The organism is Vibrio gigantis (genome assembly GCF_024347515.1).
Taxonomy (GTDB): Bacteria; Pseudomonadota; Gammaproteobacteria; order Enterobacterales; family Vibrionaceae; genus Vibrio; species Vibrio gigantis.
In genome coordinates this window covers 718,726-731,646 of sequence record NZ_AP025493.1, presented here as the reverse complement: position 1 = coordinate 731,646, position 12,921 = coordinate 718,726, and the positions used below count along the sequence as shown (strand labels likewise).

11 protein-coding genes are annotated in these 12,921 nt (G+C 45.1%); all 11 read left to right on the top strand.

The annotated features are described in order from the left end of the window. Positions 1-94 precede the first annotated feature (94 nt). The gene (locus OCV56_RS19360; protein WP_086712614.1) at positions 95-1,105 is read left to right on the top strand and encodes a putative 2-aminoethylphosphonate ABC transporter substrate-binding protein; all 1,011 of its coding nucleotides are present in this window, start codon (positions 95-97) and stop codon (positions 1,103-1,105) included. Positions 1,106-1,208: 103 nt separating this feature from the next. Next, on the top strand, positions 1,209-2,630 hold the full coding sequence (locus OCV56_RS19355; protein ID WP_086712615.1) for an FAD-dependent oxidoreductase: 1,422 nt from the start codon (positions 1,209-1,211) through the stop codon (positions 2,628-2,630). Between the two features lie 228 nt (positions 2,631-2,858). Continuing rightward, complete coding sequence (locus tag OCV56_RS19350; RefSeq protein ID WP_086712616.1) at positions 2,859-3,968, top strand: putative 2-aminoethylphosphonate ABC transporter ATP-binding protein; 1,110 nt, start codon at positions 2,859-2,861, stop codon at positions 3,966-3,968. Between the two features lie 21 nt (positions 3,969-3,989). Further along, entirely contained in the window at positions 3,990-5,699 is a 1,710-nt protein-coding gene (locus OCV56_RS19345; protein ID WP_373959772.1) for a putative 2-aminoethylphosphonate ABC transporter permease subunit, read from the top strand. Positions 5,700-5,766: 67 nt separating this feature from the next. Further along, positions 5,767-6,471 carry a phosphonate utilization transcriptional regulator PhnR gene (gene phnR / locus OCV56_RS19340; protein WP_086712765.1) on the top strand — a complete coding sequence of 235 codons (705 nt, stop codon included), beginning with the start codon at positions 5,767-5,769 and terminating at the stop codon, positions 6,469-6,471. 137 nt (positions 6,472-6,608) lie between these two features. After that, entirely contained in the window at positions 6,609-7,511 is a 903-nt protein-coding gene (locus OCV56_RS19335; RefSeq protein ID WP_086712618.1) for an EamA family transporter, read from the top strand. 200 nt (positions 7,512-7,711) lie between these two features. Further along, the gene (locus OCV56_RS19330) at positions 7,712-8,728 is read left to right on the top strand and encodes a TRAP transporter substrate-binding protein (protein WP_086712619.1); all 1,017 of its coding nucleotides are present in this window, start codon (positions 7,712-7,714) and stop codon (positions 8,726-8,728) included. Between the two features lie 65 nt (positions 8,729-8,793). Further along, positions 8,794-9,351: a TRAP transporter small permease subunit gene (locus OCV56_RS19325; RefSeq protein ID WP_060981576.1), complete on the top strand. Its 558-nt coding sequence runs from the start codon at positions 8,794-8,796 to the stop codon at positions 9,349-9,351. Next, positions 9,344-10,666 (top strand): TRAP transporter large permease, encoded by a 1,323-nt coding sequence (locus tag OCV56_RS19320; RefSeq protein WP_086712620.1) that lies wholly within the window; start codon positions 9,344-9,346, stop codon positions 10,664-10,666. Before OCV56_RS19325 ends, OCV56_RS19320 begins: the two co-directional genes overlap by 8 nt. A 117-nt stretch (positions 10,667-10,783) precedes the next feature. Next, a complete protein-coding gene (locus OCV56_RS19315; protein ID WP_086712621.1) occupies positions 10,784-11,281 on the top strand; it encodes a gluconokinase in 498 nt (165 codons plus the stop codon). A gap of 3 nt (positions 11,282-11,284) precedes the next feature. Further along, positions 11,285-12,793, top strand: coding sequence for an NADP-dependent phosphogluconate dehydrogenase (gene gndA / locus OCV56_RS19310; protein WP_086712622.1), 1,509 nt, complete (start codon positions 11,285-11,287; stop codon positions 12,791-12,793). Positions 12,794-12,921: the final 128 nt, after the last annotated feature.

The following is a 12,921-nucleotide window of genomic DNA, read 5'->3' as shown; positions in this document are numbered from 1 at the left end:
GGGTGTACTAACAACCTAAATGAATTTATGGATATAGAAGCCTCTAGATGGAGCTTCTAATTTCTAACCTTGGCATCGGGCCTGACTGGAGAAAATGATGAAAAACCGTTTTATGAAAGGATCACTTGCAGCGTTAGTCACTCTACTCGCTGGTAATGCTTATGCAGCACAGGAAGTGACGGTTTACACCGCTTTTGAAACTGACATTTTAGCGAAATACAAAAACGCATTTGAAAGTGAAAACCCAGACATCAACATCAAATGGGTTCGTGATTCAACTGGGATCATGACGGCAAAATTATTGGCTGAGAAAAACAACCCTCGTGCAGAAGTGGTGTGGGGCCTTGCGGGTTCTTCAATGGCACTGCTTAAAGAAGAGGGCATTCTTAAGCCTTACACTCCTCAAGGTGTAGAAGCGCTGCGTTCAAATCTCAACGATCCGCAATCTACTCAAGCTTGGTATGGCAACGATGCATTCTTCAATGCAGTTTGCTTTAACGAAGTAGTTGCTAAGCAATTGAACCTACCTGCACCGAAGTCTTGGGATGACCTAACGAAGCCTATCTACAAGGGCCACATTGCTATGCCAAATCCAGCATCTTCTGGTACGGGCTACATGCAAGTGTCGGCTTGGTTACAAAATATGGGTGAAGACCAAGGTTGGAACTACATGCAGAAGCTAGACCAAAACATTGCTCACTACACGCACTCTGGTTCTAAGCCATGTGTTCAAGCGGGCATGGGTGAAGTTGCTATCGGCATTTCTATGGCGAGCCGCGGCGCTAAGCTGAAAACTCAAGGCGCTCCACTGTCAGTGATTACGCCTGAAGGAATCGGTTGGGAATCTGAAGCGGTAGGTCTTGTTAAGCCTTCGGATGCAGCGCAACGTGTTGTTGATTGGTCTATTTCGAAAGCGGCAAATGAGCTTTACATCGAAATGTACCCAGTTGTTGGTCACCAAGATGTGACAGGCAAAGCAAAGAACTTCCCTAATGTAGAAAAGAATATGGCAAAAATGGACTTCGCTCGAATGGGTAGCGAACGCGCCGACGTTCTTAAAACATGGTCTGAGAAGTTTGACGCTAAATCAGAGCCAAAATCCTAATCTGACGAACTATTCAGTTCATTAGAAGTTAGCAATCAGTAAAGGAAGGCTTCGGTCTTCCTTTTTTAGTTTACGCCTTTAGGTTTTAAGTAAGGTACAACAAATGACAAAACACGATTCATATTGGTTCAAGCAAGCATTGGAACAAGAATTTGGCAGCATCGATGTAGGGCTAATATCGGCTAAGCCGCTGCAAAAAGACGTTAACAGTGATATTGCCATTGTCGGCGGTGGTTACACTGGTTTATGGACGGCGATTTTAATCAAACAGCAACAGCCTCAAAAGCACGTCGTGGTGATTGAAAAAGGTTTGTGTGGTAGCGGCGCATCTGGCGCAAACGGCGGCTGTATGCTGACGTGGTCGACTAAGTACCCAACGTTGAAAAAGCTCTATGGAAACGAACAAGCGAAATGGCTGGTTAAGGAGTCTGAAAAGGTTATTTACGAGATAGAGGCTTTTTGTAATGAACACAACATTGATGCACACCTTTATCGAAGCGGAACTTATTACACGGCGACTAATCAAGCGCAAAAAGGTGGAATGCAGCCAGTTGTGAATGAATTGGTCAAGCAGGGTATCAATAGCTGGAAGAAGTGCGATCAGTCATTGCCTGATAAAGCCGGTTCAGATCGTCATATTGAAGGTTATTACTCGGAAGCCGCAGGCAGTGTGCAACCTGCTCTATTAGCGAGAGGTTTACGTCGGGTTGCTCTCGAACTGGGTGTAGAAATTCACGAAAACACGGAGATGACTTCGCTAGACTATGGCTCTCCGGCTCGAATTCAAACCAAAGGCGGGACGATCTATGCCGACAAAGTGATTTTGGCACTCAATGCGTGGATGCTCGATCATTTTAAAGAGTTCAAACGCAGCATTGTGGTTGTCTCTTCAGATATGGTGGTGACCAAGCCTATCCCTGAAAAGCTCAAGCAGTTTGGTCCAGAGAAAGGGACAGCGGTGGTGGACTCGCGTATCTTTGTCCACTACTACCGAGATACCCAAGATGGACGACTCATGCTAGGTAAAGGTGGTAATAAATTCTCATTTGCTAATCAAGTTGAAAGCATGTTTAACCAAACCAGTAACTACTTACCAATTCTCAATCAATCTTTCCAAAAGCTGTTCCCCAAGTTAGAGCAACGTGAATTCGATTACAACTGGTCGGGTGGCTCAGATCGTTCGGTCACAGGTTTACCATTCTTTGGTAATTTAAAAGGCCAAAGAAACATTTTTTATGGACTTGGTTATTCAGGCAACGGCGTTGCTCAAACCCGTATGGGCGGGAAGATCTTGTCAGCAATGGTACTCGATATCGATAATGCTTGGACACGAAGTGGTTTAACTAAAGGCCCATTAGGACACTTCCCGCCAGAGCCATTCCGTTGGGTAGGTGCTATGATGGTTCGTGATGCAGTACGAAGAAAAGAGAACGCGGAAGATTCAGGTAAGACGCCATTGTGGCTTGATAAACAACTATCAAAGCTCGCAGGTGCGGCGGGTAAAGCCGACAAGGTTGAATCATAGATTAATCTATGACTCAAATTTGAAACACATACCAAGGCTCTCAGTGACTTTTTTGGTTAGTCATTGAGGGCTTTCAGCATCGAGTTAACTTTCAATGCTGAACAAATAATAATCTTTAATGCTTATTATATCTGCAATATAACTGTCATTTAGCTTCTATAAATTTGTCACTCAAATGCAATATTCTCAGTTTAAATTTGGTGTATACCATATAGAGAGTGCTGTAGTATGAGCAACCAAACTTATTTGAATATTGAAAACGTTGTAAAGCAATTTGGCCAATTTACAGCGCTAAAAGACATTTCCTTATCCATAGATAAAGGCGAGTTCGTCTGTTTCCTTGGCCCGTCTGGCTGTGGAAAAACCACCTTATTGCGTGCGATTGCAGGTTTAGATTTACCAACTTCAGGCTCTATTGAGCAAAATGGTAATGACACGACCTTCTTGCCACCAGAAAAGCGCGACTTTGGCATTGTGTTCCAATCCTACGCTTTATTTCCGAATCTCACTGTGGAAGAAAACATCGCGATTGGCCTTAAAAACCAAGGTATGTCGACCAAAGAAGCCCTTGAAACGGTGGAATCTTGGTTAGAAACCATCGGCTTACCAACGTCGGGGCAGAAATTCCCAAATCAACTGTCTGGTGGGCAACAGCAGCGTGTGGCTTTGGCTCGCGCGTTAGCGCTGTCTCCAGGCTTATTATTACTCGATGAACCGCTGTCTGCACTTGATGCAAAAGTACGAACACACCTGCGCGATGAGATCTGTCAACTGCAACGCAAGTTGGGTATCACCACTATCATGGTGACGCACGACCAAGATGAAGCCTTAACGATGGCCGACCGCATTGTGGTTATGAATCATGGTGTTATCGAGCAAGTAGGTGCTCCCCAAGAGATTTACCAAAAACCAGTCAGCCGTTTTGTGGCTGAGTTTGTTGGCAGCATGAACTTTATTCAAGCTTCTGTTGCGGCTCAAGGCAAGATGCGTATTGCTGAGTCTATGTTGCCACTTCCTGGCTTAGACAACCTGACACCAAAGCAGGGGGACGTGTTTGATATTGCAGTGCGTCCAGAACAAATTCAGTTTGTTGATCGTTTTAGTGAGTCATTACCCGTGAGAATTGTATCTAGTGAATTTCTAGGGGCGTTTTATCGTGTTGAGTGTGAACTGCAGCATGATTCAACGGCGAAGGAGATCATCGTCGATGTCCCAGTCAAAGAATTTAACCGATTGAAGCTGCGTCGTAGTGATATTCGTTACGTGGCGTTTGATCAAGAAGGCCTTAGAGCTTATTCCTCGAAAAGCTTGCAAGTGATGAAAGACGAGGCGGCGTAAACAATCATGGAATCGACTCAAATGATGCAATCTAAGCTGCTAATTCAACGACGAGTACAGCCTTTTCTAGCTCGGTTAAGCAAAGACAACGTAATTCTATTTGGGCTGTTGGCCTTTTTGTCTGTGGTCATGACGTTGTTTATCCTGATGCCACTGTGGGCAATGTTGAAAAAGAGTGTTCAGAACGCAGATGGGCAATTTGTAGGTTTACAGAATTTCGCAACGTATTTTGCGTCTCAAAGTCTGTGGCAGTCGGTAGGCAATACGTTCACGCTCGGGTTGCTAGTAACTGTTGTTGTTGGCGTATTAGCATTCGGCTATGCCTATGCTTTGACTCGTTCGTGCATGCCCTTTAAAGGGTTATTTCAGGTGCTGGGTTCGGCACCAATTCTTGCTCCGTCACTGCTTCCTGCTATTAGTTTGATCTTTTTGTTCGGTAATCAAGGTATCGCGAAAGAAGTCCTAGGTGGCAACTCGGTATATGGCTTGATTGGTATCTCACTTGGCTTGATATTCTGGACGTTTCCACACGCCTTGATGATTCTGACCACCTCGTTAAGGACCTCGGATGCTCGTTTGTATGAGGCAGCACGTGCACTCAATACTTCATCGTTAAAAACCTTCTTTATGGTAACGTTACCTGCGGCAAAATACGGCTTGATCAGCACCTTGATCGTTGTGTTTACGCTGGTGGTTTGTGATTTTGGTGTCCCGAAGGTGATTGGTGGTAGCTACAATGTTTTGTCGACGGATATTTTTAAACAGGTGGTAGGACAGCAGAATTTTTCTATGGGTGCGGTGACCAGTATCTTACTGCTGTTGCCTGCATTGTTAGCCTTTACCGTTGATCGCTGGGTGCAAAAGAAGCAAAAGAGCTTGTTTGATACCCGCTCTGTGGCTTACCAACCAGAACCAAACACCCTGCGTGATGGTGCATGTTTCCTTTATTGCACTGTCATCTCTGCTGCTGTGGTTATCGTGCTGGGCATGGCGATATACGGTTCTATGGTCACGTTTTGGCCTTGGAACAAGGCGTTAACGCTAAACAATTATAACTTCGCAGAAATGAGTACCTATGGTTGGACGCCATTTTTCAACTCTTTAACCCTTGGTGGCTGGACTGCGGTTATTGGCACTGTTTTGATTTTCCTTGGTGCGTATTGCATTGAGAAGGGCAGAGCATTTGGACCGGTTCGTCAGGCAATGCAGATGCTTAGTGTTGTGCCAATGGCTGTTCCGGGCATGGTGTTGGGTTTGGGCTATATCTTCTACTTCAATGACTTGAGCAATCCACTTAACTTCTTGTATGGAACGATGGCGTTCTTGGTGATAAACACCGTGGTTCACTACTACACGGTAGGGCACATGACAGCGTTAACCGCATTAAAACAGCTGCCTTCAGAAATTGAAGCAACGGCGGCTTCGGTAAACCTACCTCAATACAAGTTGTTCTTTAAGGTGACGGTGCCTGTTTGTCTGCCGGCGATTTTAGATATTGCGACATACCTGTTTATTAATGCACTTACCACCACATCTGCGGTAGTATTCTTGTATTCTACCAATACGATCCCAGCATCAGTTTCAGTATTGAATATGGATGATGCAGGTCAAACTGGTGCAGCAGCAGCCATGGCGGTAATGATCATGATATCCGCGGCGAGCGCTAAGTTGATTCATATGCTAATCAACAAGTTATTCGAGAAGCGCACCCAAGCTTGGCGTAAACGCTAGCGAACCATTTATAGTGCAGTTGGCCAAGGAGTGGCTGACGACAAGAACAAGAATGAAAGGAAATGAAGTGCAGTACGTAAAAATCAAAGATGTCATCGTAGAGCAGATAGAGTCGGGGATGTTAACGCCACGACAGAAGTTGCCTGCGGAACGTAAGCTGGCCGAGTCGTTTGATACGACTCGAGTTACCTTACGTGAAGCTTTGTCTTCACTTGAAGCGGAAGGGCGCATTTTTCGAGAAGACCGACGTGGTTGGTTTATCTCTCCAGAGCCGCTTCGCTATGATCCAACACAAACACTAAACTTCACCAATATGGCGTTGTCGCAAAATCGTAAGCCGAAAACAGAGTTGGTGGCCGCGAAAGGCATGTTAGCGACCAAGGAAGCGACTAAGCTTCTTGAGTTGCAACCTTTCTCAGATGTTTATCGAGTAGACAGAGTTCGGTACCTTGAAGATAGGCCCGTTGTGTATGTGACAAATTACATTCGACCAGAGTTGTTCCCTAACTTACTTGAACATGATTTATCGAAATCACTGACGGACATTTACCGTGAACATTTTGGTGTGGTCTATCAGAAGATCCGTTACCGAGTGAGCACAACGTCTTTGCTTGGCGAAACAGCGCAAGCTCTACGTGCCACGTCTGGCTCCCCAGCTATGGTTGTCGAACGTGTTAACTACAACCAAAACGGCGATTTGATTGACTGCGATATTGAGTATTGGCGCCACGACGCGATCAGTATTGAGTCGATAGCCCAACTAGAGCGCTAGTCGTACGTTAAAAAGCTGGCACACATACAACTTGTTAGTCTTGCCCAATTGAAACGATCAAAGGTCTCTTACTTGGAGGCCTTTTTTATCCCCTGTTTTCAGCGACTGCTTTTATTAGTCAATAAGTTAGGAATGAAATGGAATTCTCTGCCATCATCATTGTGATAATTTCGGCTCTGCTGCATGCGGGGTGGAATGTTCTAGGTAAATCTAATCAAGGTTCGGGCTCGTCTTTCTTCCTAGCGTCTGGTTTTGCCGCTGCCGTGATTCTGACTCCCTATTTGATTTGGTATGGCTACAGCGTCGGCTATGCAAACATTACGATTCCATTTTGGCAGTTGCTCTTCTTGAGTGGCATTTGCCAAATTATCTATTTAATCGGCTTAGGCATTGCCTATAAACAGGCTGATATTGGTGTGATTTACCCAATGGCACGAGCGCTGCCAGTGTTAATGGTTGGTTTAGGCACGGTGTTGATTGGCTATGAGTTGTCACTGAATCAATGGGTAGGATTTGCACTGATTACATTGGGCTGTTTGTTCGTCCCGCTTAAGCAATTTTCTGAACTAACGCTCAAGGCCTATCTTAACCTTGGCGTGTTATGGGCGTTAATAGCTGCAATAGGCACCACGGGTTACTCCATTATTGATAAAGAGGCGCTTCTATTATTGGAGCCTTTAAGCACGCCTAGTATTACTAATAAACACACGGCGATTTTCTACTTGGGTATCCAGTTCTGGGCGATTGTGCTTCCACTGAGCCTGTGGTTGCTCGTTTCAAATCAACGAATCGAGTTTTATAACGCTTGGTTATTGCGTAAAAGAGCAACACTTGCTGGCATCATGATGGCGTCGACTTATGGATTGGTATTGTTTGCAATGACTATGACAGAGAACGTCAGCTTGGTTGTCGCACTTCGGCAAGTAAGCATCATCTTCGGTGTTGTGATGGGGATCTACTTTTTAAAGGAAAAGTGGCACGCCACTCGCGGTGTAGGCGTTGTTTTTATCATTGCTGGTCTAGTTATCTCACTGATTTAAAAATAAATTAAATCATGCTTCCAACCTATAATGTGACTTTTCAGCCACATTTTTCTTATTGATAGCAAACGTTTTACCAATGTTAAAGATGTGATCCTTCTCATAGACAAGGCTGCAAAGTTACCGGTAACATTCATCCTAACGTTACCGGTAACATATAACAACAAACCGGACTCTGTGAAACTCATAAGGATACCCAAATGAAAGCTTTGACTAAAACGCTGATTGCTGCTTCCCTCACTGGCCTATTTGCTACATCAGCAATGGCTGCAGACTTTAAACTTAAGATTCAATCTTCAGATCCATCTGGTGATTTGAACTTCAAGGTTCAGCAAAAGTGGGCTGAGCGTGTAGAGACGATGTCTAACGGACGCATCGACATCGACCTTCTGCCTGTAGGCGCTGTGGTTAAACACACAGAAACGCTTGGCGCGATCAAAATGGGCATCCTAGATGGTCACATCACAGCAACGGGTTACTTCTCTGGTAAAGATCCAGCATTTGGCCTTATTGGTAACATGGTTGGTGCGTGGTCTGATACAACACAACTGCTTCAGTACATGAACTACGGTGGCGGTAACGAGTTAATGACTGAGCTGTACAAGCCTTACGGTGTTCAGTTCGTTGGCGCTTCAACTACAGGCGTAGAATCTTTTATCTCTAAAAAGCCAATCGACGGCGTAGCGGATCTTAAAGGTCTTAAACTGCGTGCGCCTGAAGGTCTAGTACAACAAGTGTTTGCGGCCGCAGGTGCGACGCCTGTTAACTTGCCGGGTTCTGAAGTCTTTACGGGTCTAAGCAAAGGCGTAATCGATGCTGCAGACTACACAGTGTTCTCTACTAACCAAAAAGCGGGCATGAACGACATTGCGACACACCCAGTTCAACCTGGCTTCCACTCGCTACCGTTGATCGATATCTCTGTTTCTCAGAAGAAGTGGGACAAGATGCCTGCTGATCTACAAACAATTTTACAAACATCAGTTCGTGACTTCTCTTATGACATGACGACTCAGTTGAAGATGGCTGATCAAGCAGCAGTTAAAGAAGCACAAGCGAACCCAGAAATTACTATCCATGACTGGTCTCAAGAAGAACGTAAGAAGTTCCGTGAAATCGCTAAAGGTCAGTGGAAAGTATTTGCAGAGCGTTCTGAGAACGCACAGAAAGTTTATGATTCAGTAACTGTGTTCCTAGAAGAAAACGGCTTACTGTAACTTAAACTTAGCTTACTGACGGGGGAGGGCATTGCTCTCCCGTATTCTCCCAGGAAATTTGGCCCATGACAGACAAAATCCCCCACGCCCCAGCTGAAAACGACGAACAACCAAGAAACATACTTGACCGTCTTATTATAAAGTTCAGTAATCTCGTTAGCTGGTTGTTTATATTTACTGTATTGATTTCATTTTACGAAGTTGTGATGCGTTATGCATTTGATGCCCCGACCACATGGGTACATGAAACAGCTTCTTTCATCGGTGGTTCTTTATTCATTATTGGTGGCATTTACGCTTTTGCTGCAAATAAGCACGTACGTGTGGTTCTTATCTACGATTCAGTCTCTAACCAAGCGCGTAAATATCTTAATCTTGTTCACCATATTGTTGGTTTGGCCTTTGCTGGCATGCTTGCTTACGCGGCTTATTTCACTGCTGAAGAAGCGTGGTTTGCACCATGGGGCGAATTCCGCCTTGAAACATCGGGCTCAGTGTTAAACGCGCCTTATCCTGCGCTGCTAAAAGGTCTGATCTTTGTCGTTTTATGTGTTCTTGTTGTCCAGTTTGTATTGCACCTAATCCAAGAGTTGATGGGTCTAAGGAAGAATGACGATGTTTGATTTATCTTCTATTGGTATCGCATGGGGTAGTTTACTCATGCTGGTTATGATGATTGGCTTGCTACTCACAGGTATGCAGTTGGCCTTCGTAACAGGTTTTGTCGCGATTTTCTTCACTCTGTGTTGGTTTGGCCCTGATGCCTTGCCTTTGATCGCGAGCCGAACTTACAGCTTTGCTTCTGGTTATGTGTTCCTCGCTGTTCCAATGTTCGTATTGATGGCGGCTTTGCTTGACCGTTCTGGTATTGCTCGAGATTTGTTTGATGCCATGAAATCTGTCGGACGTAAGGTTCGCGGTGGCGTTGCGGTACAAACCTTATTGGTGGCTGTTCTATTAGCTTCAATGTCAGGCGTTATCGGTGGTGAAACCGTACTGCTTGGTATTCTTGCTCTACCTCAAATGCTTCGTTTGGGTTATGACCGTAAGCTTGCTATCGGTACAACCTGTGCGGGTGGCGCGCTTGGAACCATGCTTCCACCAAGTATCGTACTGATCATCTACGGTATGACAGCCAGTGTTTCAATTGGCGACTTATTTAAAGCATCGTTCTTACCGGCGTTTATCCTAGCGGGTTGTTACATCGGCTATGTATTGATTCGTTGTAAGCTAAATCCGTCTCTTGCTCCTATTCCAAGTGATGATGAAACAGAAGAAGATATCGCAAACCAACCTAGCTACTTTAAGGCTCTATTCTTCCCACTGCTTTCTGTAGCAACGGTTCTTGGCAGTATCTACACAGGTATCGCTTCAGTAACAGAAGCGTCTGCATTGGGTGTCGTTGGCATCATGATCAGTGCACTAATCCGTGGCGAGCTGAACTACAACATGTTGAAAGATAGTGCCATCGCGACAATGCGTACCTGTGGCATGATCATGTGGATTGGTATCGGTGCAAGTGCTTTGGTTGGTATCTACAACCTAATGGGCGGTATTGATTTTGTTGAAGAAACTATCCTTGCGCTAAGTGGTGGCAACGCGACAGTAACGTTGTTAATCATGATGGCTATCTTGCTAGTACTAGGCATGTTCCTTGACTGGGTAGGTGTGGCACTTCTCACAATGCCGATCTTTGTTCCAATCATCACTGGCCTTGGTTTTGACCCTGTTTGGTTTGGTGTTGTGTTCTGTCTGAACATGCAGGTGTCTTTCTTGTCACCGCCATTTGGTCCTGCGGCGTTCTACTTAAAATCAGTAGCACCAAAAGACATCAGCTTAGGTGAGATTTTCTCTTCACTACTGCCGTTCATTGCACTTCAAGTACTGGTTTTAGGCTTGGTTATCGTCTTCCCGCAACTCGCGCTTTGGTGGCAATAACAGTAAAGGTTCCTGATCGAATTCAGTGTCAGGAACCGAAGTACAGCAACACCCGTTTAACTATTAGATTCGATTGTCAGCTCCAGTTTTGGTTGGGGCTTAGGGAAGGCTTGCCTTATGAAAAGCAAAAAAATACTCGTGATGGGCGTATCTGGATGTGGAAAAAGCCTGATTGGTAGCCGCATCGCACAGGCATTAGAACTTCAATTCTTTGATGGTGATGACTTCCATCCGCAAAGCAATGTAGAAAAAATGCGCCAAGGTATTCCGCTAACTGATGAAGATCGTCAAGGATGGCTGGAAACACTGAATAAGCAATATATCGAGCAACCAAGTGCTGTGATTGCCTGTTCTGCATTGAAACCTCAATACCGCGACATTCTACGAAAGAACAATGAAGGCTTAGTGATTGTGTACCTTCAGGGTAGCTTTGACACCATTTGGAATCGCCATAAAGCGCGTGAGAACCATTACTTCAATGGTCAAGAAATGTTGAAAAGCCAATTCGCAACCTTGGTTGAGCCGCATGAAGGCGAAGCGTTGTTTATTGATATCTCTCAAGATGTCGAACAGGTCGTCGAAAGTGCACTGAACCAAATTAAACAAATAGGCTAAACCATGACTCAGATAAAAAATGACATTGCGATGATTGGTTTAGGAGTGATGGGTAAAAGCCTCGCACTCAACCTTCTTGATAATGGCTTTAATGTCGTAGGCTTTGACCTCAATACAGATAACATTGAGCGTGCTAGCGCTGAAGCAAAGAAACTCAATGAGATCTTTGAAGGTAAGGGGCTATTTACTAGCGGTGTTAATCTTAAAGATGTTCTACAAGGATTAGCAAAACCACGTGTGATTGCATTGTCGGTTCCCGCAGGAAAACCGGTTGATATCGTGGTAAGTAACTTGCTAGAAGCAGGCTTAGATCACGACGATATTGTTATCGACACGGGTAACAGCTTGTGGACAGATACCGAGACGCGTGAGCAGAATTACAAAGGTAAACTTCGGTTCTTTAGTACCGCAGTTTCCGGCGGTGAAGAGGGCGCTCGTGTTGGCCCTGCGCTGATGGCAAGTGGTGACCAGTCGGCTTGGCAATATGTAAAGCCAATGTGGGAAGCCATTGCCGCAAAAGTCGACGCGAACGGTTTGCCTGTTGCTCAATTTGAAACGGGCGAGGCGTGTGCTGCGTATGTTGGGCCTTCTGGCACGGGCCACTACGTTAAGATGGTACACAACGGCATTGAGTACGCCGATATGCAGCTCATCTGCGAAGTGTATCATTTCATGCGTGATGTTCTGGAAATGCCAGCTCAAGAGATTGGTCAGGTTTTCGAACGGTGGAATCAGGGGGTTCTTAATAGTTACCTAATGGAGATCAGCGCCGACATTCTTCAGCAAGATGATGCGGTTACCGGAAAGCCATTTGTTGATGTGGTGCTGGATAAAGCAGGGCAAAAAGGTACAGGGTTGTGGACTGCGGTGAACAGCTTGCAAGAAGGTTGCCCAACGCCAACGATAGCGCAGGCGGTCTATGCTCGTGCGATGAGCGGTCAAAAATCACAACGTGTCCAAGGTAGTCAGCTGCTAAAAGGCAATATTGCTGATACAAGCCAGTTGGATAAAGCGGAGGTTATCTCTGAGCTTCATGATGCACTCTACTGCGCCAAACTGTCTGTTTATGCACAGGGCTTTGATTTACTAAAAACGGCGTCCGACAAAGAAGGCTGGAATCTCGACTTCACACAAATTGCTAAGATTTGGCGAGCGGGTTGTATCATTCGTGCGGCCTTCTTACAAAGCATCACATCGGCTTACCAACAAAATAGTAAGCTAGCGAACCTGTTGTTTGATGAGGCTTTCATCAAACAAGTGGAAGAGCGTGAGCTTGCTTGGCGTATCGCAGTTGCTAACTCAGCTTTGTATGGTGTGCCGATGCCAGGAATTAGCTCTGCACTGAGCTACTTTGATTCTCTGCGATGTGAAGTGTTGCCTGCGAATTTACTGCAAGCGCAACGGGACTATTTTGGTTCTCACACATACTCTAGAGTCGATCGAGATGAAGCGGAAAAGTTTCATGTCACTTGGAGTCAATCACCTAGAGCTGAAGTTAAAGTTAACGCCTAAATAATGCTAAACGCCCTCATATTGAGGGCGTTTGTAATTATGATTCGATATCAACATTTTACTAAATTAGACTTCAAATTCCACGCCAGTCGGATACACTGTTACCAGTAACATAATTCATAACTATA